Here is a 23000-nt window from a genome sequence, read left to right as displayed (position 1 = left end):
AACTTTACCAAAAAATCGCTGGTTCGCCAAGTTAAGCAGGCAATGACACCGGAAAGGATCAAAATGGCTGCTCCCGAAAAGCTTACAAATAATTCAGAACAGACGAATAAAACTCGCCGATATTGTTTACGATCAACACAAAATGGTCGATTCTATCAATGTTCATGCCGTTTTTTCCTCCGATCCGTCCTGATCCGGGCGTTCATCTAACCAAAGTAATAAAATCAACGTTGACCGGCTCGTTTCCTGCCGTTCGCAGCAGCAAATTGATCTGGCCGCGGTGATACTGTCCATGAAGCGCGACATGGGTCAGAATATCATGGATTGAAGTACGGAATTGCTTTCCTTGACTGTTCGAATAAGAAATGATTTGCTGGACATTCGTGTCGTTAAAACCGGAGAGGTATTCCTGGAAGTGTTGATTGTTCGATTTCGCCTGCTGAGCGCAGGCTGCAAGATCGATGTCCGGCCAAATCGGCAAGCTTGAGCTGTCTTTTCCTTGCAGCCGGGTTAACCAAACCTGTTCCGCTTGTAAAATGTGGGCAAACAGGCGGATGGCCTGCTGCGGGACTTCTCCATTCCGCAAGGCTTCCAGAATCCGCTGATTGGCCCAATCTAAATGCTTATACATCATCTGAATCGTGTTCAATCGCCTCACCTGCCTTCATTATAGATATCAATCGCTTGTTTATCTCTTTTCTTCGGTATGGTGGTTGTTATGTATTTATCATCCAGACAGATTTTTGCGATATACAGGATCTGACCCATGTGCTCTGAAGAGTGGGCCGCCATTTGCACCAGCAGGTCGAGGTTCGTGATTTCGGCGTTTCTTACCGTTTGCGTTCTCTGCAAGCCCTCTTCGGAAATATTCCTTGCCGTTTCGATGAGTTCCTGAAAGGACTGCCTGATGATATCCCTCAATTCCGATTGCGACGCGTAAACCGTTTCAAATTCCTGATCCCTGTTTCTCGCAAAATCCTTGTGATGGATACCCTTCGTAACCCGTTCACCGATATTTCCTCTAAGGTGCATAATGATGTTTGCAATGCTGTTGCTTGATTCATTGGGACGCCAATTGACATGATCGTCATTCAACTGGTCCAAAACGGACAGGATTCTCTTCTCAATCTCTTCAAACCTCTTCGCCAAAATCGGCTGTATGGCTTCCATGCTTGACACCTCCATAAATATTGTTTTACAGCAATTTTAACATACCCAGCACAATATATTGCGAGCGCAGCGCCGCCGGTTTAAGAAATTTCCGGAATTGTTCGAGATTATTCTGGTCGGATATCGTCCGAATGACCACATAGGGAACCTTGTTCAAAAAAGCCGTTTGGCCGACTGCAGCGCTTTCCGCATCAACAGCCACACCGCCCAATATGGCTTTTAGGGAAAAACAAAAGCGGTCGCCCGATATGATTTTCCCCGGAACCGTCTTTCCTTTCCGCAGCCTCCTGCCTGATTTTACAGCCAAATCAACAAGCTTCGGGTTTGCCGGAAAAACGGATGTCTTCATATAAGGAATAACGCCAAGCGGAAAAAGAGGCCGGAAGTCCACATCATATTGCTGGGTTTTGGTGGAAACGACCAAATAATGCGCTTCACGCAAAAGCGGTCGATCAGGATTTGGCTGGCCAACCCGGCATTGACTTTCGCGACTCCCGATTTGACCAGAACAATCGGAACTTGATTCAAACGGCCCACATAAAATTTCTTGCCGGAGATTTTTACGACTTTACGCACGGTCATGCGTTGCAGCAGAAAGGCTATCTCCTCATCGAGAGCCCCCATAATCCCCGTTCGCCTCATATGCATTCCCCATTCCCCATTCTTTTTAACACATTATATGGAAAATGGAAATGGCTTGTGTGCCCCTTTATCCTCCCGATGATTTGCTTGCCGGAGCCAATTTTCGAAGAGTCACATTCCCGGAACTGATTAATCCTATGATAACCAGAACAGTGCCTATGCCGTCAAACGGAGTGATGGTCTCATGAAGAAAAATTGCCGCCAACAGATAACCCATAATCGGGGTCGCGAACAGCCAATTGTTCGCTTTGACCGGGTCCTGCTTCAGCAATCGAAACCACAGCAGCATGGCGCCGATTGAAACGGCCGCGACCAGCCAGATCAGCGAGCCCCAAAAATACATATCCAAGCGCACGCCTTGATCGAATTCAAACCATACGGTGAACGGCATCAGCAAAATCCCTCCGAGCAATACCTGCCATGTGTTGATCACGATTCCGGGGAGCTGCAAATCCTTCTTTTTAAAATAGACGCTTCCGCTGGCCATCGCGATCATTCCGATCGCGACCGCAGCCAATCCCGGCAGTGTGGCGGAGCTCTCCATCAAGGAAGGGAATGTTGCGATGCTCAGACCGATCGCTGAAAGGCCCATGCCGGTCCATTCCCGGCCGAGGATTTTCCGATGCAGAAAAATATGCGACAGCAAAGCCACAATAAACGGATTTACCGTAACAAACAAATTGAAGATGCCCGCAGAAACCGTAGTAAATGCCCAAAAGGATAAGCCAAGGTAAATAGTCGTATTCAGCAGCCCCAACAGGATAAGCGGAATCCACTCTGCCCGGCTGGGCCAAGCGTATCTCCGATTCAGCACATAAACAAAAGCAAACAGAATCATGCCGGCCGCGATAAACCGGATGGTTGCCAGAGTCAAGGGCGGAGATGAGTATAGGCCGAGCTTGGCGGCAATTGCGGCGGACGCCCACAGCATCACAAACAATAATCGTAGAAGCATCTCATGAACTCCTTGCGGATGTATTAAAAATGTCACAGAATAAAGAAGGATGATGGAACATAATGGATATAGCAATATTATCATAAATCCTAAAGGAGTGTGGTAAAAATGATGGGCGGATATGGTCATTTTTTTAACGGTTTCTGGGGAATGAGCATCATTGGAATGGTCGTGCAGCTGGCCGTTGTCATAGGGGTATTGTTTCTCATTGTGCATTTCCTGCGGGGCTTTTCCCAGCAGCATGCGAACAGACCAAGCACCGCGCTGCAAATCTTGGAGGAACGCTTTGCGAGAGGAGAAATTTCGGAAGAAGAGTTTAAGAAAATGAGGGAGGTTTTAGCAGCGGAAGGGCTATGACTCTCGTTAAAAGCCATTAACCCACCCAGTAGCGCGAAGAGCCGTTGTGAATATCTGATGATTTCATCATCAGCAGAAGTAGACCGCCCCCCGGCAAAGGCTTGCGGTCTATTTTTGACACCAGCCCCCGCTTTTTGTTCAAACATGTATCAAAAATATCGTGCAAGCCCTTAAAAAAAGGATTAAACTAATAATAAATTTGAAGTGATCAGAGTCACATTCGATCCATGAAGGAGTGAAACCCAATGACCGACATGACAGAACGCGAAATGCTGAGCGCAATATTAAAAAACCAGGAAACCATGAACGCAAAAATTGAAAACATGAATTCACAGATGGAAAGCATGAACGTAAAATTAGACGACTTTATAGCGGAAACCCGAAATAATTTCAATCAAGTCAACCGGAAAAATCAAATTTCTTGAAGTTGATTATGACCAACTCAATGAACGACTTAATCATTTGGAACGCAAAGCTCAAAATTAACAAATGGAAAGGAACGTTTCCATAGGCTTGGTCCATAGTTCTTTCATCTCATTCCGGTTCACGGCATTCATCCTTTGAAAGACTAGTTGGTCTATTTCGATGAAATGCCGATTGATCGTGATTGATCGCATTGGCTGGGAAAAAAGATTCATATTCATGATATTTTTACGATTTGTGACAAAAAAAATATGTTCGACACACAGGATGTGACAGTATTTTTTTTAGAAAATGACTATAATTGTGAAAGTTGGGCAAATGAAATATCGAGGAAGCTTGAAAATGGAAGCGATGATTCATGTCTTTTATGTGGGCATCTGAGGCATGAGGAGCGAGTGATGCAACCGGCCAATCCATACCTATGGTCGGCTTTCTTATTTTTACTTTCTTGTTCTTAATGGAAGAAAAGGGGAACAGCGCATGGGCAAACAGGATCGGATCGTTGTGGACATTGGAAAAATTGTGCTCCATCTCAATATTGACACGACCAAACTCAAGGAGATCCTGAAACGCGGGAGAAACCCGCAATCCTGAATCTTAATTCACCCTTCAAGATACAATTCGTATCGAGCATTGCGATTAGAGGGGTGGCCCCCAAAATTTTTTTCAACTGAATCAAAAATGAATCGTTGTGATTACAGGAGGAGTAAAGATAATGGATATGAACTTGGCCAATGCGAAGGAACTGGATGGAGAGTGGACCGAACTGATTCTAACCGCCCGCAAACTGGGGATCAGCATTGAGGAAATTCGTGCATTCTTAAGAAGCGCTTCCGACAGGGGAACACAAATTTATACTGCCGCTGCCGGCAGCAGCCAGGATATCACCTGATGAATTATTTATTCGGATTGTTTAAACGCCATTTGTTAAACTCCAGAAATTCCCGAAATTGCTGTTTATCTACGCCTGATGTCATCGCTTCTTTGATCAGTTCCTGCCACTCATGATCAAGTACGGTTTCATCCTCTGAATCGTTTTCTTGATCAAGAAGCCTATCCACCGGAATTTTCAAAACGCCCGCAATTTTTTCAAGAACCTGAATCGAAGGATTTTTTTGTATATCCCTCTCCAAACTGCTCAAATAAGACTTGGCGATTCCGGCGCGTTCCGCCAGCATCGACAGAGACAATCCCCTTTCTTTTCGCAGCTGCTGCAATCGTTTTCCAATCATTGGACTTCTTCCTCTTTCAAAAAATAATTAATCCGCAAGCCACTAGATTTATTTTATCAAATTTTCTTTAAACGAACAAATCGTGTTTTATTAAGAACCCCGAGTGCTGCAATCATTATACCATTTGATAAAATCAATCAAGATTTTATAGTCGTGAATTTGTTCTTTTTCTATCCCGGTTTGTTTCATTTCATTGATAAAGTCGAGCCACTCCTTTTCAAGCTGCTGCTTGTTTTCGGCCTCCATCGTCATCTTCAGCAAGATTTTCAGATCGACTTTCAATGTCGAGGCGATTTTCTCCATCACCTGAATCGAGGGGTTTTGCTTGAGATCGCGTTCAATGTTGCTCAAATACGACTTGGAAATGCCCGTGCGCTCGGCAAGCTCGGATAATGTCAGGCCTCTTTGCTTTCGAATCGAATGAATATTTTTCCCTATCATCTCATTCCCTCTTTTTTCGCGTTCTTGACTCAGCCCCGTCTGAACGGGAACATGCGAAGCAATGTCCAGGAGGTGATCGCGCGGGGCGCTGATGTCGATAAACCCAGAAACTTGATCATGATTTTCATCCCGAGTCGGTATTTTTCGATGAGATTGCAGATGACGAAAGGCTGTTCGTCAATTTCCTCATCCATCAGTTCAATGAATTGATTTGTGAACTGCAGCATCGCCATGGCGTCGCTGGCAATCACGTGAAAATCCGATCCGACGCCGATCAGCAGCGGGCTCTTGTTTTTGCCGACATAAATTTTACCGGGATCCTGATGATCCAGTAACGAAATCGCAAAAGAGCCCTCCAAAAGCCGAAGCGCTTTGCCGAAAACCTCCTCCGTCTCCAAACCGCCGCTTGCAAGCTTCTCCACAAGCCGAACAATCACTTCCGTGTCCGTATCGCTGGTGAATTTTTCATTGTTCAAATAGGTTTCATGAATCGCTTTATAATTTTCAATTTAGCGGTTTTTTACGATTTCAAAGGCGTAAAAGTTTTCGCAGAAAACTGCTTCGGGAGCATAAACTTTCGCTCCTCCGACATACCCCTTTTTTTCCGCCACCCCTTTTTGAGTATGCTCTTCAAGCATTCGATCACTCTCGTTTGGTCCTCCTCGGCCATATTCGAACCGGAAGGCAGGCAAAGCCCCGTTTGGAACAACTGCTCCGCTACATGATGCTGTTCATCATGGGAATAATAGGCCGCTCCTTCGAAAAGCGGCTGCAGATGAAGCGGCTTCCATACAGGCCGCGCTTCAATATTGTCCTCCGCCAGGCTTCTCAGTAAATGATCCCTGGAAACGCCGAGCTCCCGTTCATCAACGGCTAAGGCGGTAAGCCAACGGTTCGAGCGCGTATTCTCCAATTCGGGCATAAACCGAATACCGGGAACATCCGCCAATTCTTGGAAGTACCGCTCGGAAATCCGGCGTCTGGCATTCACTCTGTCCGGCAACACCTCAAGCTGAGCCCTTCCGATGCCCGCCAGCACATTGCTCAGCCGGTAGTTATATCCCATTTGGCTGTGCTGATAATGCGGGGCAGGGTCCCGGGCCTGCGTCGCCAGAAAGCGCGCCTTCGCGATATCCTCCGCATTGCGGGAAACGAGCATCCCTCCGCCGGAGGTGGTGATAATCTTATTGCCGTTAAAAGAATAGATTCCATACTTGCCCATCGTCCCGCTCGCTCTCCCCTTATAAGTCGAACCGAGCGATTCCGCCGCGTCCTCGATGACCGGGACATCGTATTCGCCGCATACCGCAAGAATTTCGTCCATTTTGGCGCTTTGCCCGTACAAATGAACAACGATGACCGCCTTGGGCAGCTTCCCTTCCCGGCAGGCAGCCTCCATCGCCCGCTGCAGAGCCTGCGGCGACATGTTCCATGTTTCCGGCTCCGAATCGATAAACACCGGCTCGGCCCCCAGATAAACAACCGGATTCGCACTGGCGACAAAAGTCAGGCTTGAGCAGAACACTCTGTCTCCTGATTTGACATCCAACAATCGGAGCGCCAAATGAATCGCCGCCGTTCCGGAGCTGACCGCTGCGGCTGCCTCGATCCCGACGCAGGCGGCAAGCTCCCGCTCGAACGCGTCGACATTCGGTCCGAGCGGCGCGATCCAATTACTATCAAACGCTTCCTGTATGTACTTCTGTTCATTACCGCTCATGTGCGGAGCGGAAAGAAATAGTCTTTGCCGGCTTTTCAGCACTTTCATTATGATCACAACCGTTCTTTTTTTGAGTTGGATTCTAGACTCAAGCATGCAGGTAAAATACGGTAATCCCCGGCCTGCAAAAAAAAAAAACGGACCGGCATTTCCGTGCAGCCGATCCCCCAATTAACATACAGTTGCATCCGGTCCTCTCCGACCGCATATAAGCCGCCGATGTACTTTTGGGCAAGATCGGGAGTAAACAGCGGTCCATAGAAAGGCAGCCTGACCTGTCCGCCGTGGGAACGCCCGGAAAATTGCGCGCTGACCCCGTATTTGCTGCTCTCATCGGCAAGATCGGGATCGTGTGCCAACAGCATCACACAATCCTGAGCCGACAAACCTTGCACGGCTCCCTGAATATCGGCATGGTCAAACAGGGCGTCATTCACACCGGCAATATACAAACGCGAACCTTCATGATCGATGTAGCCGATCGCCGGTAAAAAACAAAATATCCGGCTTTAGCCGGTTAATGATCCCGACAACACGCTGAAAGTGCTGCACTCCGTAATAAAAACCGAGATGAATGTCGCTGAATTGAACCAATTTCCACCCTTCAAAAGCTTTGGGAAGCTCCTTGAACGCTTAGATGCCCCCCCTGACTTCGTACCAAAACCGCTTAAACATAAAAGGGTATGCACCAATTGCGCTTAACCCCAGCAAACCGAGCATGCTGTTTATCCCCTTTTTCAGAAAAAGCGTCGGGTCATCATCAACTTTGGTTTCGTTATTCCCAACTCCCTGATTGCAATTTCAACGCTTAAAGCACTCCTCTGATGGGCATCCCGCCCTCTGATCTGTGAATTACGCGGGCTGGAGTTCCAACGGCCGTACAATACTCCGGAATATCGCCGATGACTGAGGCTCCCGCTCCAATCACAGCCCATTGTCCGATGCACGTCCCCGGCACGACCGCCGCTCCCGCCCCGATCAGCGCGCCTTCTTCCACGATGACCGTCCCGGTAAGCACAGCCCTCGGACATGCATGCGCATAATCGCCAATTCGATTATCGTGCTCAATCACTGCCCCGGTATTGATAATCGCGTGGCTTCCAATCCTGGCATCCGCATTAATCACGGCATTCGGCATCACGACCGTACCCGGGCCGATCATGGCGCTCGGACTGATTACGGCCGTAGGATGAACCAATGCGGCATAATGCTCATCGGGCAAGCCCAGCTTCGCCACCACCGATTTCCTGGTTTCATTGTGGCCTATGGCAGCCACAAACTTGATCGAAGGCAACATCGTCAGCAATCTGCGTGCTTCGGATATCGGGCCCGTATATATTCCGTTATCCATGCGCATGTCGGTGTATTTATCGTCCAGAACGGCCTTTACGGCATGAATCCCGTCGGCATGAACAATATCCTGAACCACCTTGCTGTGGCCCCCTCCGCCAATCACGGCAATTTCCATTTCCATCACTTCTTCTTTAGTTATAGAGCGTGTTCAAAAAGTTGGGTCATTGCGCAAAAGGGGTGTGCCTCCGGTCACTGTTGAAATCGAAAAAACAGGATTCAATTTAGCGGTTGTTTTACGATTTCAAAGGTGTAAAAGTTTTCGCAGAAAACTGCTTCGGGAGCAAAAACTTTCCGCTCCTCCGACACACCCCTTTTTCTTCGCTAGCCTTTTTGAACACGCTCTTATAATTTTGAACCGCTGAATTTCTCCACGGTTGCATGATTTTTTTGCGCGACGCCTTCTGATCTCAACACCTTAAAGACGGTCATCCAGATAATTTTGAGATCCAGCAGGAACGATTGATGCTCCACGTACCACACATCCAGCTCGAACTTCTTCTCCCAGGCCAGTTCATTTCTTCCGTTCACTTGGGCCCACCCGGTAATTCCGGGCTTCACCAGATGCCGCTTGGCCTGATCCTCCGAATATAGCTGCAAATACTCCATCAGCAGCGGCCTCGGGCCGACCAAGCTGATATCGCCTTTGATGACGTTGATCAATTGCGGAAATTCATCCAGACTGTAAGCTCTCAGGAATTTCCCGAAGGCTGTCAACCTTTCGCGGTCGGGCAGCAGATTGCCGATGGTGTCCCTGTCCTCGGTCATCGTGCGGAATTTATAGAGATAGAAGGGTCTGCCGTATAGTCCCGGCCGCTGCTGCTTGAACAGGACCGGCGAGCCCAATCTCCATCGGATCAGAACGGCGGTCACAATCAGCACCGGGAATAAAAGCATTAATGCCAATATGGAAACCGACAAGTCAAAAAGCCGCTTCATGACGATCTAACTCCTCACTTGTTCCATTCGAATGCTTTCCTCTTCATAGCCGTTCGGATTGTTCGCCTGCCATCGCCAGGCATCCTCGCACATTTCCGCGATCCCTTTATCCGCTGTCCAGCCGAGCTCATTTCCGGCCTTCGTCGGATCGGCGAAGCAGGCGCCCACATCTCCGGGCCTGCGCCCGACAATGGTGTAGGGGAGCTCCATGCCGGACGCTTCAATAAACGCCGCAATCATCTCCAAAACGCTGTACCCTCTGCCGGTGCCAAGATTATAAGCCTCCACGCCGGTTGACGAGAAGATCTTTTCCAACGCCTTTAAATGCCCCTTTGCCAAATCGACCACGTGAATATAGTCTCTTACGCCCGTCCCGTCAGGGGTGTCGTAATCATCGCCGAATACGCTGAGCCGATTTAATTTGCCCGCGGCCACCTGCGTGATATAGGGCATCAGATTATTCGGCACGCCGTTCGGGTCCTCTCCGATACGTCCGCTCTTATGCGCTCCGATCGGATTAAAATAGCGTAAAATCCCTATGCTCCATTCTGTATCGGAAACGGCAAGATCACGCAGGATGTCTTCGATCATCAGCTTCGACCGTCCGTACGGATTCATCGCGCTCAGGGGAAAATCCTCGGAAATCGGCACCTTCTCCGGCACGCCGTACACCGTAGCGGATGAGCTGAACACCAGCTTCTTGATGCCGAATTTCGCCATCGCTTGGCAAAGGGCGATCGTCCCCGCAACATTGTTCATATAGTATTCCAGCGGCATCCTGACGGACTCTCCGACGGCCTTGAATCCCGCAAAGTGAATGACCGCTTCGATCCGATGCCGGGTAAAAATGAATTCCAGCTCCTCCCGGTCGAGCAAATCCGCTCGATAGGAGATGAATCGCTTTCCCGTCAGCTCGCCGACGCGTTTCAGCGCTTCCGGCTTGCTGTTGGAAAAATTATCGACGACGATGATCTCATAGCCCGCATTCAGCAGCTCCACGCACGTATGGCTGCCGATATAGCCGGCGCCTCCGGTGACGAGTATGGGCATGATATACCCCCTGATACACTATATTTTGAAAAAATGGCTTTGATAGTAGATGTTCAAGCTGATCACATTCTCATAAAAGTAATAGAGAAAATAACTGATCAAGATGGTGTAGTAGATCAGCTTTTGATCCTTCGGAACAAATAATTTGACCAGCCAGGGAATCAAGATGAGCTCATACAGACCGAAGTAAAAGCTGAACCGTGCGAATATCCACTGCTGTGTGGAAATCATCATCACCATCAGGTTGATCAAGCACATATTCACGATATAGTCGCTTTTTGGGAAAATTCCCCGCAGCCTCTCTCTCCCAAGATAAGCAAGAATGAGCGGAATCGCCGCCACGACCGCCCGCATCATATTGGCTCCGTGCTGCTCCAAATTCCGGTACTGGCTGTATCTGGTATCTTGAATGGCCGAGTACAGCAGATGGGAGAACTGGTTGAAGCCGACGACGATGAATATCGCCGCAAGCAGCAAGAACAGCGTCTGCCGGGTCCATGCTTTTTGTCTGACGATGAAGTAAACGGGAATCAGGATCAGCGCGCTTTGGTGGATGGTTGAAGCCAGCAGCACTCCAGCAAAATACTTCTTCCAATTACCCTCAAAAATATATTTGGTGGCGGCAAAAATAATGGAAGCCGCAAGAAATTGCCGGATTCCGTTCATGGATGTCAAATACATCCCTGTCGTAATGTACAGAAACACGCTTAATTCAAATAAACTGGAGTATTTATATAGAACAGGAATGATCAAGGCGTTCGTAAATAAAGCAACCCAAAAAATCAGGTACTGCGGATCCGCGGTGAACTGCTGCAGCAGCATTTGCAGCAGATTAAAGCCGAAATCCCCGCTAAACCCGATATCCGCCAAAGTCAAGGGCTTTAATTTATAGGAATACATGTAAAAAAAGGTGTCGCCGATATTGCTTCGCAGCCCCGATACCAGAATCAGCACGGCCATGACCAGGAAAACATAATACCGGTTCGGCTGAATATATACCGGACCCGGACCTGACGGAACGGGCTTGGCCAAATATCTGGCCATTAACGACAATATAAATACAGTAAACAACGTCAGCCAAAATACGGTCATCTGCCGGTTCCTTTCATGAAAAATTCAAGCAGGGCAGGCTTAGGTCTGCTTCAGCACCGTCGCCCTGCCGGTGCGCTGAATGTACAAATACAGCAGCAAGCCAAAGGGCGCGGCCAGCAGCGTCGTCCACTTGCAGGGAGAATCCAGCAAAAACCTGTAATTGCGGATCATTAAATTGCTGGAGACAAAATGCATCGATTCGCGGAATTTCTCTTTATAGGAAGGTGCGTACCGCATCGCCACCGATCGGAAAAATAAAAATCCGCGCGGATTCCGCTTGTACTGCTTGATGATGTTCATGCTTGAGCCGTCCGGCAAATATTCGACATGGCATAGAACCTCATTCATGACAAGCAGCGGATATTGCTGGTCGATCAAAACGTACTTGCAGCTCAGCGGACAATACTTCTCGCCCGGAAAAATGGGATACGGAGGAAAGCTCCGCGTTAGCTCTGACCGGTAAACAAGCTTCTTATCTCCTTTTACCTTGTGAATGGCATAAAGGTCGGAAAGCGTGGATTCCCTTAAATGATCCGGCATTCGGGTGCCGATCACCCTGCCGTCGGGAGCGGCATCCAATCCGACAATGCCTGCGTACCGATCGCTCCCGTTTTTCCTCCAGAAAGAAATAATTTTCTCAACCGCATCATCGGCCATATAATCGTCCGAGTCGATACATACATTCAGCTCCGTGTCGATCAACTCGTAGGCCGTATTGTGGGCTCCGTGCATCCCTTGATTTTCCTGGTATTGATAGCGGATCGGCACCGAACCTTCAGCGATCCATTGCTCGACAAGCTCTCTTGTATGATCCTCCGACCCGTCGTCGATGATCAGCCAGACGAAATCCTTGCTGGTCTGCCTTTTCAGGCTTTCGTAGCACAAATGAAGCGTATGCGCGCGATTATATGCCGGTGTAAATACTGTTAATGTCGCAGTCATCGGAAAGCCTCCACAAAATCCCGATTTGCCTCTTCAGGCATGAAATTTTCCTCGTAATATCGGGTCAGCCACTTCGCCATTTCAGCGGTATCGTAACCGCTTCGGCCCAATAATCCGGATGTGTCTTTATGCTCATAGGACGACGCCAGGATGATATCGGCCCATGCGTCCGGTGATGCCTTCAGACTTACAAAATCCAACCGGCCCGTAACATCGGTTTCGCTTGTAATCGTATCCGATACAACGCATCTCAAGCCCGCGGCCTGAGCTTCCACAAGAACAACGGGCAGGCCTTCGAAAAGCGATGGAAACAAAAATAAGTCCATCCCCTGCATCAAGCGGGGAATATCCGCCCTGACACCCAAAAATCGAACGTTGCCGGTCAAACCCAATTGATCCGCCTTATCCTCAATCGCAGGCCGAAGCGGGCCATCGCCTATCATGATAAGCAATGAGTCGGGCCGTTTGTCATGCACCGCTTTAAAAACATCCAGCAGAAAACTGTGGTTTTTCTGCTTGACGAATCTGCCGATATGGCCGATAACCAATCGATCTCCGGCGTCAAATTCAAGCTTCGCTTGATTCCGAAGCGCCTCATCATATTTGAAGTCTCTAACATTCACGGCATTGTTCAGAACGGTGATCTGATTTGAATCGGATTTTCTTTTGCCGAACAGCCATTGACCGGCTTTTTTCGAACAAGCGAAATACCGGTTCGGATAATCTTTCATTGCAAATCTGGCATACAGTCGAAACGGCAGCTTGATATCGATTCCCAAATCGCTCAGATGACTGTGGGCGATCCGGCACGGCACCCCGGCCCGCTTCGCCGCGCGGAGCACAAAACTGCTGTTTTCATTAATATGGGAATGCACGACCTTGTATTCCCGATGGGTGGCGAAAAATTCATCAAGCATTCGGAAATATAACCGGTAATTGCCGGGCCTGATCTGGGGCATTCGGTAAATTTTGCCGCCCAATTTCAATATTTCATCGTCATAGTATCCCTTCTCCGCCCGATGAACCATGAAATCGAATTGAATCCTGCCGCGGTCCAACTGCCGGTAATAATTCATCAGCATCGTTTCCAGTCCGCCGCGGTTCATTATGGTAACCACCTGCAAGATGCGAATAGGCTCCAACGAAAACACTCCTATCTCCTATCTGATCATCTTTCTGAGCCGGTCAATGGCAACCAGCATGAAATAAAAACCGATGACGAATCGGCCTTTGGCGCAAAAATAAAATGCCCTCCAAACAAACGGCATACGTTCCGTTTCCAATTGTCTGAAGGACCGCTGTATTTGACTGTCATTCAATATGGCATTCAGTTTTTTGAGTTTTTCCGGCAGGATCGCTTGATTGTCCGGGCTGATCGTATTCAGTCCCAATCCCAGAGTATTCAAGCATTTACGATTATCCAGAGCCCTATAAAAGTCCGGGTGCAGCTTTTTTTCATCCAGGAAGCTTTCGATCAGGCTATAAAGCGTCGACCACTGCCGCAGCAAATCGGGCTTGTAACCGGATGTGACCGACGCGGTGTTTTCCCGCCAATAATGGTAATAAGGCCTGTTCAGAAAGACGAATGTTTTGGCGTAATAACACGCGTGAATGTTGAACAGCGAGTCTTCATTCGTGCCCACCTCGCTTAGATCGGTAAACAGGACGGCCTGCTCTTTAACCATCCCGGCACGGTAAATCTTGGACCAGACGGTGCCCCAGGCATCGAGAAAATCCGGTTTTGCGATCTCCTCGTTTAGCGGACCGACCAACCGCCTCATGATGCTCGTGATAATCTCCTGATCTCGGAAGGTGCTGATCTCGGGGAGATCAAACTTCTTCTCCTTGGAATGTGTGCCGAATTCCCTTACGTATCCGCACATGACGATATCGGCTCGTCTGTGAACGGCCAATTCATACATGGCTTTATACATATCGGCATCTACCCAATCATCGGGATCGACGAATCCCAAATATTCCCCCCGCGCCGCTGCCATTCCTGCATTCCTTGCCGAGGAAACTCCGCCGTTCGGCTTATGGATGACAACCAGTCGGCCGTCTCTTGCCGCAAATTCATGCAGGATTTCCGCACTTGCATCCGTAGACCCGTCATTCACGGCAATAACCTCAATGTCATCCAGGCTTTGCGATAGCAAGCTTTCCAAACAGCGCTTCAAGTAACGTTCCATATTATATATAGGCACTATAATACTGACTTTCGGTTTCATCCCGCTCCTCCATAACGTAATGCGAGTAAATCCTGCCGAGCTCGGCCCCCGCTTGGGAAAGCGAAAATGGCTTGACCCGGCGAAGGCTTTCATCTCCCATTTGTTTGCACAGCGCCCGGGACTGACTCAGCTGCTGCATCCGGTCCGCAAACTGCCTGCTGTCTCCGTTCGATACCAAGTAACCGTTGACCCCATCCTTGACTAGCTCCCGATGCCCTCTATTAAGGCTGGCGATGATCGGCAGCCCGCATCCCATGGCTTCCAGAATATTGACGGGCAGACCCTCGCGATAGCTTGACGCTACTGCAACGTCGCACATCTGCAGCAATTCCTTGATATCGTTCCGGTAGCCGAGGAAATCAACCATATTCTCCACACCGAGCTCGGCCGCCAAAGCTTTGCAATGGGCGGCCAACAGCCCGCTGCCCGCCAGCAGCAGCTTTATTCTTGGCGCCTGATGCTGAATGAGCGCCAATGCTTGAATCAACATCTGCTGATTTTTGTTTGGATTGAACTCGGCGGCATAAAACATCAGGAACTCATCCGGCCGATACCCGAATTTCGTCCTTAATTCCTGCTTTTGCGCTTCTTGTGCCGGTTTAAAAAGCTGATCGTTTACCCCTACACCGTGCACGTGTTCAATCCGCCCGGCCTTGAATCGGTATCGAACCGCCAAATTATAGTCCTCTTCATTGATCGTAATTAAGCAATCGGTATAACGGGCCAACGCTTTTTCGACCGGATAATAGACCAGCCAGTTAAACAACGGCGAGCCATTGTAAAAGTGAAAGCCATGCGCCGTATAGAGCACCTTGGTCCCCCGCCTTCGCGCCGCTCTGGCGGCCCATCTGGCAAGCGCTCCGCCCATGGGTGTATGGCAGTGGATGATCCCGTACGCGTTGCTGTCAATAATCGACCTCAGCTGACTGTAAGCCTTCGCGTTTTGCAGCTTAAAGGGCGATCTTTGAATGGGAAGATTGTGCTTTTTATCGACGTATGGAAGTTCGAGCTCCCCGTTTGCAGCCACGTGAACCTCCCAGCCCCGCTCTTTAAACCACTTTAAATAAGGCAGATGAAACTTCGCGAAATGGAAATCCACCGTAGCTGCAAACAATACCTTTTTCGGCACTTCCGCCAGTCCGTTCGCATCCCGGGAAATCATGGCTGCCCCTGCAACTTGAATTCCTGCTCCATCACTTTGGAAAGATAGTCCAGCAGACCGCGCCTTAAATCCTCGCGCTTGAGGGCAAATTGAATAGTCGTCTGAATAAATCCCATCTTCTCTCCGACATCAAACCGGGTTCCCTCGAAATCGTATGCATAAACGGATTCATAGCGGTTCAATTCGGCAATCGCATCCGTAAGCTGAATTTCGCCGCCCGCTCCCGGCTGCTGCTCGCTTAGAATATCAAAAATCCCCGGAGTAAGAATATAGCGCCCCAAAATCGCGAGATTCGAGGGCGCCTCTTCCTTCCTTGGCTTTTCAACCAAATGCTTCACGCTATATAAACGTTCTTCAATTTTGTCTCCATCCACAATGCCGTATCTTGAAACCTCATGATCGGGTACATGCTGCACTCCGATTACCGATGAGCGGCAGCGTGCATATTGGTTGATCATCTGCTTCAGGCAGGGTGTATCGGAGCTTACAATGTCATCCCCCAGCAGCACGGCGAACGGCTCATTTCCGATGAACTTGCGGGCGCACCAGATGGCATGCCCCAATCCCTTCGGTTCTTTTTGGCGAATGTAATGGATATCCACTAGACTGGAGGATTTTTGAACCTCCTGCAGCAGTTCGTATTTGCGTTTTTCCAATAAATCCCGCTCCAGCTCAAAGGAATTGTCGAAGTGGTCCTCGATCGCCCTCTTGCCTTTTCCCGTTACAATCAGAATATCCTCGATTCCGGATTCCACCGCTTCCTCAACGATGTATTGAATCGTCGGCTTATCGACAATCGGCAGCATTTCTTTGGGCATCGCCTTGGTTGCCGGAAGAAACCGGGTGCCTAGACCGGCGGCGGGAATGATCGCTTTTTTTATTCTCATCTTGTCTTGCTCCCCTTTATGTAAAATTATCCGATCGACATTAATTTGGGTGCAGCCACTTTGTTGTTGGCCAAATTCAACAATGCTTCTTTGAGCGCCGCTTTATCGAGATTCGCGTAGGTTGCGATGATTTGTTCAATTTCCTCTATATAAAGATCTGCGGTTTTCCCGATGTAAATTTTCGGGTAAACCTGCTGTTCATGGACCTCATTTTCCTTCAGCAGTTCCTCAAAAAGCTTTTCCCCCGGCCGGATTCCGGTAAATTCGATGCTGATGTCATCAATTGAATGGCCTGAAAGCCTGATCAGGTTTTGAGCCAAATTGACGATCTTGACCGGCTCCCCCATATCCAGCACAAAAATTTCTCCGCCTTCAGCCAAAGCGCCGGCTTGGATCACCAGTCGGGATGCTTCCGGAATCGTCATGAAATACCGGACCATGTCCGGATGCGTGACCGTAACCGGACCACCCTCGGCGATTTGTTTCTTGAACCGCGGAATGACGCTGCCCCGACTGCCCAGCACGTTCCCGAAACGAACCGCGACGAACTTGGTTTTGCTCCCATTATTCATATTTTGGATGACCATCTCGGCCAATCGTTTGGTCGCGCCCATAACACTGGTCGGATTGACAGCTTTATCGGTAGAAATCATGACAAACGTACTCACACCGAACCGGCTCGCCGCTTTGGCAACGTTCAACGTTCCGATCAAATTGTTTTTGACCGCCTCCTCCGGATTGCGCTCCATGAGCGGCACATGCTTATGCGCTGCGGCATGGTATACGACATGCGGCCGATAGGCGCCCATGATCGACATCATTTTCTTAGCGTCCTGGATATCCGCAATTTCGGTCACAAACTGAATGAGATCATTCCCGTATGTATCCTTTAATTCCATTTCTATCGAATAAATGCTGTTTTCCCCGTGCCCTAGAAGAATCAAGGCCTTTGGTCTGAATTTGGCAATTTGGCGGCAAATTTCCGAACCGATGGAACCGCCCGCGCCCGTGACCAGCACCACATGATTCGTGATATCTTCGGAGATGCTCTCAATATCCATCTCGACCGGCTCCCGGCCCAGCAAATCCTCCACCTGCACATCGCGGAATTGATTCACCGAAACCTTCCCGGTCATCAAATCCTCCAGCATCGGGAGCGTTTGGGTTTTAACTTTTGTTTTTGCGCATTCGGCAACGATGGTGTTCAGTTGTTTTTTGCTCAGCGACGGAATGGCGATAACAATATTCTCGATCGCAAGCTCCTGAACTTGCTTCTCAATTTGATCGACACCGCCGACTACGGGAATGCCGAGAATATCGAGATGCTGCTTTTTCACGTCATCATCGATAAAGGCAGTCGGCAGTAGCTCCGAGTCGCAATTATTCAGCAGCTGCCTGGCCACCATCGTACCGGCGGACCCGGCACCGACAATCAATGTTCGTTTTTTACTGGAGCCATCAATCATATAAGTATCCCTGACGATTCGCCAGGCAAACCGGGAGCCCCCGATCAGCAGGATATGCAGCATCCAGGTCACCGACAACAGCCGAATAAAAACGTCCTTCATGACGATTAGCTGGACCATTGCGGCAACCGCAATCGAAAAGGTGACAGCCTTGAAAATCATCATGAGCTCGCCGATGCTGGCATACTGCCAGGCTTTTCTATACAGCTTGTAGCGGAACGAGAAAAAATGGTGACTCAGCAGTAAAGTCACGGAGCTCATCACAATTGGCATCGTAATGACATACACAGTCGCATTCACCAAAAACTGGCTGAAGAAAACAGCCGTTAACACGATAAATGAATCGATCAGGATTAATAGCCCAATCCTTTGACGATACGTCAAAAAGCTCACCCTTTCACAAAGAACATGATGAAATATTAAAGTTCTTGACCATGAATCTTTCTGTCTGAAAATCCATTGTCGAGAACTTTAATTGGGGCATTGAACCCATCCTCACGCCACACTATCGACGACTCGCGTCTAAGGTTGCTTCAACCCACAGCATGGCCGAGTACCTCCATCGATAACGGCAAGGAGACATCACCGGAAATTTTTTTATTAAGAACTTAAAATTTCTATTTCATTTTGTTCTTTATAAAGAACCTAGAATTAAAAAAATAACCTAAATCATTTAAATGTTCTCCGAAAAAAACAAAATGAGAACAAAAAAATCACTCTACGTTCTTTATAATGAACATCGCTATAAAATTTACGCCACCTTGTTCTATTTGAAGTAATATATTTTCATTTTAGTTCTTTGTAAAGAACATGTCAACAGCCTATACTTCACCTGCTGATATTTCTTATTGAGATTCCTGAGAGGTTCGCGATCTTTTATTTACCCTAAATTTGATAACGAAACTTCCCACCGTTTGTTTAAAAACCCCATATAAATATTTAAATTCCTTCGTTCTATAGAACAGCAGCAGATAGATAATGTTGGGGACGATGAGACAAACCAAACCCTCCAGCATTAATGCCACCAAATCATTCCCTTCCGGGACAATAAAACGGCAGATGGACTGTGTGGCAAAAAAAGCTCCGATCCCCAACATGACGAAATAATCGTACTTGGCGAAATAGTAGTACAGCGGCTTGTTAAACACTTTTTTATAAACCAAATAAGGAGTATACCAAAAAGGTACGGCCAGCGCGCTGACTAAAGTGCCGATGAACACGCCGGAAATTCCCCAATACCGAACAAGGAGGATGGAAACCCCGAGATTTACGGCTGCCTGAATCAACGGAGCGTACCGATCCTCACGAAAAATGCCGGCCGTGGTTTTGATGGTCGTGATGGTGTTTCGCATGCCTCTTTCATAAAAGCTGAGAATTAAAATGACCAGCACGCTTTGGCCCAATAGGAAGTCCCGGCCTAACCATACTGTAATGAAAGGCTCGATCAGTATCAATAAAAAAATGGATAGCGATGAATACAGCCAAAAATTGAGCAGCATCGACGCCTGATATACGCTGTATACTTTATATTTGCTTTCTTTTGCCACCAGGTTGCCGAAACTATGGTATGTATTATTGAAAATCTGATTAATGAAATTCCTGCAAATATCCATCAGCATCTTATAGTTCGAATACAGCCCCAACGCCACTACGCTGACAAACGATGAAATCAATATGTTGTCTGTGCCGAAAATCAAGTATCCGCCAACGTTTTGCAGTACAATTGCCTTTACGTTTTTAAAAATTTGCCCTTTCGTTTCATCATCCAATTTTCCGGTCACTTTATTTTTCAGAAACGGATACATTCGATTTACAAGGACGGCAAGGATAATCGAATTCGTGATGGTCAACAGACTATCGATCATCAAATACAAAATATAATTTTTCGTAAAATAAAGAATGCCGATTTTCACGCCTACGGACAAGATTGAAGAGATAGAATATACTCCGGTTACAATATAGTTCTTCTGGCAGACGTTTAAAAATGAGCTTTTATGTACATATAAAAAAGGAGCTACTGTATTCAACAAAAAGATAAAATAAATGAGATACAGATGATCCACGCTGGTGTCTTTGACCATGTATTTGATAAATGGCAGCACGGCCAGGCCTAACAGGAAGACAATGAGCGCAATGACCATATAGGCTTTTTTGTACAGCTTCATCAGCATATTGATTTTTTCGTGATCGTTGTCCGCGACCGGTTTATACAGACTGTATACGATGCTTGAGCCGATGCCCGCTTCCGCAAGCGCCAGCATGGCCAATATATTCGTAAACAATCCGTTGATCCCAAGATACTCCATCCCCAAGCCGCTGATAAAAACCGTTCGTGAAATAAAACTGAGAACTGTAATAATGATCTGATTTCCCAATCCTGCAGTAATGTTCAATATTGAACTTTTGATTCTCATTGTCTTGACCCCTTCATCGAAAGAATCCGATCATGAAGCAGACTCCTGTCAGTAGACGCATCATGACCGGATTCATATCATTTATAGAGCTACTTTATGTGACGGAATTCAAATCGAGATTATCGACCAGCTTCGTATTAGCGTTGATATCGGTTGTCACACGATCGAAAACACATTTGGCAATGATCATCGCTTTATTTACGGTTAGCCAGTGCAAATAAATTTTCGTATTTTCCAAATAAGAATTCGAAATGACGGAAACCAATGAATTCTGCGCTGTCGGTTTCTGGATTAACGCGTTAAGGAATGTACTATTGTGCAGGACAACATTCCCGAAGTTCACCCCGACATTCTGGAACAAGCAATCCTCAGCGTAAATTCTCCTTGTATTTTGAGACGTGGTCAGATTGATATCCCCGCCCATGATTCCCGTTTTGATTCTGATGAATTTCCCGTTGCTTAAATTGCATGCGTCCAAATTCGCTCCACCTTCAATTACCGTAAGGCCTTCCACTGTGATCGGTCGTCCGGCATAATTTTTCGGGGCTTGAATGCTCGCTTCGTAATTTTTGACTGTTATGTTCTTTAGCACTCCACCCGTTAGAAGGAGCGAAAAGTTAAACGTCAGTGCATTATCATTTCTCCACTCTCGTTCAACGGTGATATTGGCAATATAGCATCTGCCGTAATCATAACGGCTGATATTAAAGCCGGCTTGCCCCGCATCCGTAATCGCAGCCGGCGTCCCTCCCTTGGTTTCGGAAACCTGAAAGCTGGTCGGCGTGATATTCACAGTATAGTACAGCTTATCGGGATTGATGCCGGAAGGTACTTTGCCTAACCATTGCTCGAACGTAATTTGCGCGCCATTGCCCATCCCGTGCGGCAAGCTGTAGCTAAACGTTCCTGTCGCAACATCCACTGCAGGCGTGCCGAAATAGCCGTAAACGCTGGAGCCGTAAAAGTTTCCGTTCGTGATATGACAATCGGAAATAAAGGCCCCCTCAACATCCAATAATTTAATGTTACCGTTGTTGCATACGGCTCCATGAACGAAATTATCCCCTTCAACAACCAGCTCGCATCCAATAAAAGTGTTGTTCAGATACTTCACATACATATTGTTTCGATAGGAGCTGATGCCTCCGACGTTTCCGCCTTCGAATGTATTGGCCTCAACCACCACGTTGATTCCGTCAGCATTGATAAAGTGTCCCCGGGCATTATGATGAATAGAATTATGATAAATATAGATCCTTGTATTAAGCTCAAAGCCCTGCTGATTAAGCTCGGGCCGCCAGGTCGGAATATTCGTCTGCGACCACATCGATTCGATATCGATCCCGAACATCGGGGGGGTGCCGTCGACGGTTGTGCCGTCTGCGGCGAAACCGATATGATGAATGTGATTATTGAATATATAGATATCATCCGAACCGCCGAGCGTAATCCCCTGCCGCCTGCAATGATGAAGATCGCAGTCGTGGACAAATATGCGCGAGCCCATCTGTTCTTGCGTGTAATCCGCAGGATTCAATTGATATTGAAGCCACCCGGTCGCTACCGCATCCCCGGTGCATTCGGAGATCTCCACATGATCGATATCGATCTGGTTCGAACCCTTGATTTCGATGCCTTCGCCCCATTCATGCGTGTAATCCTGGCTGTCGACTTTTGCCTGAATTTGGGCAATTTGGGCGTCGCTTAACGGCAAAGAAGTGATGTCAATAACAAAAACCATCTTGTTGACAGCGTCAATCGGACCAAACCATCCTCTTCCCGTCGGACTTGCAGGAGCAAAACCTCCGTTATTTCTGAAACCTACCAGCGTACTGCCGGACACCGTATCCTTATATTGATAGAAGCTATATTGCGTTGCCGATATACCGCTAATCGACCACAGCCTGAATTTCCTCAGCAATCCCGGATGCTCGTACCGGTCTATCACATTACTCCGGATAAAATTCGGATCATTATTCAATGAACCGTCCGGGTTAACGCCGCCTCTGACAAATCCGACGCTGATTCGGTAGAGATGCGTCCGTTTGTCGCCGATCAGGGTTCCCCCCGAGACTTTGGCGTTCTCGACACCGGTCACATCAATCATTCGATAATAAGGCGAGGAGTTGGTTTCCAGCTGCAGCAAGCATCCTTCGGCCATCTCAAAATGAAGCCCGCTTTTCATCACAATGCAAGATAACGTCGTCGGATCGAATTTTAATAGATAGGTGCCGCCGGGCAATACCACGTGATTATAGCCTTGCGATTGGGCCCACGCGATAGCGTCGTTGATTCCCTTCGTCGTAGCCTCGGAAGCGGTACCGTCATTAGCAATGCCCCACCTGTTTAAATCGATCACATAAGAGTAGCCGTCGCTATTGGAGGCAGCCGCTTGGGGCAACCGGGGAACCCACTTCGATTGATTGCCGTCGTAGGTCAGCACATCTTGGTCGGAAGGAGGCGCTGTCGTCAAATCAATGTCGTCCAAATCTCCCAAGTTTGCTTTTATCATGACCATCACTCTTTCCTG

Annotated in this window: 22 protein-coding genes, 2 pseudogenes and 1 riboswitch; of the genes and pseudogenes, 3 read left to right on the top strand and 21 right to left on the bottom strand. The window is 48.0% G+C overall.

The features are described 5' to 3' along the window. Positions 1-202: 202 nt before the first annotated feature. The 4 genes and pseudogenes from VF724_RS03925 to VF724_RS03910 form a co-directional block, all read right to left on the bottom strand. Positions 203-658 carry a DinB family protein gene (locus VF724_RS03925; RefSeq protein WP_371752915.1) on the bottom strand — a complete coding sequence of 152 codons (456 nt, stop codon included), beginning with the start codon at positions 656-658 and terminating at the stop codon, positions 203-205. After that, positions 655-1170, bottom strand: a complete 516-nt coding sequence (locus tag VF724_RS03920) for a DinB family protein (protein WP_371752914.1) — start codon at positions 1168-1170, stop codon at positions 655-657. Before VF724_RS03920 ends, VF724_RS03925 begins: the two co-directional genes overlap by 4 nt. 25 nt (positions 1171-1195) lie before the next feature. Next, positions 1196-1752 (bottom strand): annotated as a pseudogene (locus VF724_RS03915) (5'-methylthioadenosine/S-adenosylhomocysteine nucleosidase). 127 nt (positions 1753-1879) lie between these two features. Further along, positions 1880-2767 (bottom strand): DMT family transporter, encoded by an 888-nt coding sequence (locus VF724_RS03910; protein WP_371752913.1) that lies wholly within the window; start codon positions 2765-2767, stop codon positions 1880-1882. A 108-nt stretch (positions 2768-2875) separates the two neighbouring features. On the opposite strand from VF724_RS03910, the gene VF724_RS03905 reads away from it, so the two are divergent. From VF724_RS03905 to VF724_RS03895, 3 genes are all read left to right on the top strand, one after another. Next, positions 2876-3124: an SHOCT domain-containing protein gene (locus VF724_RS03905; RefSeq protein WP_371752912.1), complete on the top strand. Its 249-nt coding sequence runs from the start codon at positions 2876-2878 to the stop codon at positions 3122-3124. A 245-nt stretch (positions 3125-3369) separates the two neighbouring features. Further along, positions 3370-3549, top strand: a complete 180-nt coding sequence (locus tag VF724_RS03900; protein WP_371752911.1) for a hypothetical protein — start codon at positions 3370-3372, stop codon at positions 3547-3549. 333 nt (positions 3550-3882) lie between these two features. Further along, a riboswitch (cyclic di-GMP riboswitch) is annotated at positions 3883-3966 on the top strand. A 296-nt stretch (positions 3967-4262) separates the two neighbouring features. Next, positions 4263-4439, top strand: a complete 177-nt coding sequence (locus VF724_RS03895; protein WP_371752910.1) for an anti-repressor SinI family protein — start codon at positions 4263-4265, stop codon at positions 4437-4439. Positions 4440-4443: 4 nt separating this feature from the next. Here the strand turns inward: VF724_RS03895 and VF724_RS03890 are convergent, their stop codons facing one another. From VF724_RS03890 to VF724_RS03810, 17 genes and pseudogenes are all read right to left on the bottom strand, one after another. After that, on the bottom strand, positions 4444-4779 hold the full coding sequence (locus tag VF724_RS03890) for a helix-turn-helix domain-containing protein (protein WP_371752909.1): 336 nt from the start codon (positions 4777-4779) through the stop codon (positions 4444-4446). Between the two features lie 90 nt (positions 4780-4869). After that, positions 4870-5220 (bottom strand): helix-turn-helix domain-containing protein, encoded by a 351-nt coding sequence (locus tag VF724_RS03885; protein WP_371752908.1) that lies wholly within the window; start codon positions 5218-5220, stop codon positions 4870-4872. Between the two features lie 134 nt (positions 5221-5354). After that, positions 5355-5729, bottom strand: a pseudogene (locus tag VF724_RS03880) (glutamine--fructose-6-phosphate transaminase (isomerizing)); the annotation flags it as partial. 11 nt (positions 5730-5740) lie between these two features. Continuing rightward, the gene (locus tag VF724_RS03875) at positions 5741-6988 is read right to left on the bottom strand and encodes an aminotransferase class I/II-fold pyridoxal phosphate-dependent enzyme (protein ID WP_371752907.1); all 1248 of its coding nucleotides are present in this window, start codon (positions 6986-6988) and stop codon (positions 5741-5743) included. A 5-nt stretch (positions 6989-6993) separates the two neighbouring features. Continuing rightward, positions 6994-7392 (bottom strand): hypothetical protein, encoded by a 399-nt coding sequence (locus VF724_RS03870; protein ID WP_371752906.1) that lies wholly within the window; start codon positions 7390-7392, stop codon positions 6994-6996. 356 nt (positions 7393-7748) lie between these two features. Next, on the bottom strand, positions 7749-8408 hold the full coding sequence (locus tag VF724_RS03865; RefSeq protein WP_371752905.1) for an acetyltransferase: 660 nt from the start codon (positions 8406-8408) through the stop codon (positions 7749-7751). Between the two features lie 227 nt (positions 8409-8635). Beyond that, complete coding sequence (locus VF724_RS03860) at positions 8636-9229, bottom strand: sugar transferase (protein ID WP_371752904.1); 594 nt, start codon at positions 9227-9229, stop codon at positions 8636-8638. A gap of 6 nt (positions 9230-9235) precedes the next feature. Beyond that, positions 9236-10279, bottom strand: a complete 1044-nt coding sequence (gene galE / locus VF724_RS03855; RefSeq protein WP_371752903.1) for a UDP-glucose 4-epimerase GalE — start codon at positions 10277-10279, stop codon at positions 9236-9238. Between the two features lie 18 nt (positions 10280-10297). After that, positions 10298-11371, bottom strand: coding sequence for an EpsG family protein (locus VF724_RS03850; RefSeq protein ID WP_371752902.1), 1074 nt, complete (start codon positions 11369-11371; stop codon positions 10298-10300). A gap of 39 nt (positions 11372-11410) precedes the next feature. Then, positions 11411-12313 carry a glycosyltransferase family A protein gene (locus tag VF724_RS03845; RefSeq protein WP_371752901.1) on the bottom strand — a complete coding sequence of 301 codons (903 nt, stop codon included), beginning with the start codon at positions 12311-12313 and terminating at the stop codon, positions 11411-11413. Continuing rightward, complete coding sequence (locus VF724_RS03840) at positions 12310-13455, bottom strand: glycosyltransferase family 1 protein (protein WP_371752900.1); 1146 nt, start codon at positions 13453-13455, stop codon at positions 12310-12312. The genes VF724_RS03845 and VF724_RS03840 overlap by 4 nt, the downstream gene beginning before the upstream one ends. Before the next feature lie 18 nt (positions 13456-13473). Beyond that, positions 13474-14541 carry a glycosyltransferase family 2 protein gene (locus VF724_RS03835; RefSeq protein ID WP_371752899.1) on the bottom strand — a complete coding sequence of 356 codons (1068 nt, stop codon included), beginning with the start codon at positions 14539-14541 and terminating at the stop codon, positions 13474-13476. Beyond that, a complete protein-coding gene (locus VF724_RS03830) occupies positions 14504-15703 on the bottom strand; it encodes a glycosyltransferase family 4 protein (RefSeq protein WP_371752898.1) in 1200 nt (399 codons plus the stop codon). Before VF724_RS03830 ends, VF724_RS03835 begins: the two co-directional genes overlap by 38 nt. Further along, positions 15700-16590 carry a UTP--glucose-1-phosphate uridylyltransferase GalU gene (galU, locus tag VF724_RS03825; protein WP_371752897.1) on the bottom strand — a complete coding sequence of 297 codons (891 nt, stop codon included), beginning with the start codon at positions 16588-16590 and terminating at the stop codon, positions 15700-15702. Before galU ends, VF724_RS03830 begins: the two co-directional genes overlap by 4 nt. A 26-nt stretch (positions 16591-16616) precedes the next feature. Further along, a complete protein-coding gene (locus VF724_RS03820) occupies positions 16617-18440 on the bottom strand; it encodes a polysaccharide biosynthesis protein (RefSeq protein ID WP_371752896.1) in 1824 nt (607 codons plus the stop codon). Between the two features lie 461 nt (positions 18441-18901). After that, positions 18902-20470, bottom strand: coding sequence for a lipopolysaccharide biosynthesis protein (locus tag VF724_RS03815; protein WP_371752895.1), 1569 nt, complete (start codon positions 20468-20470; stop codon positions 18902-18904). Between the two features lie 94 nt (positions 20471-20564). Continuing rightward, positions 20565-22982 carry a right-handed parallel beta-helix repeat-containing protein gene (locus VF724_RS03810; protein ID WP_371752894.1) on the bottom strand — a complete coding sequence of 806 codons (2418 nt, stop codon included), beginning with the start codon at positions 22980-22982 and terminating at the stop codon, positions 20565-20567. Between the last annotated feature and the right edge of the window lie 18 nt (positions 22983-23000).

Origin of the sequence: Ferviditalea candida, assembly GCF_035282765.1 — a bacterium.
Lineage (GTDB): Bacteria > Bacillota > Bacilli > Paenibacillales > KCTC-25726 > Ferviditalea > Ferviditalea candida.
This window is presented reverse-complemented; position numbering and strand designations above follow the sequence as displayed.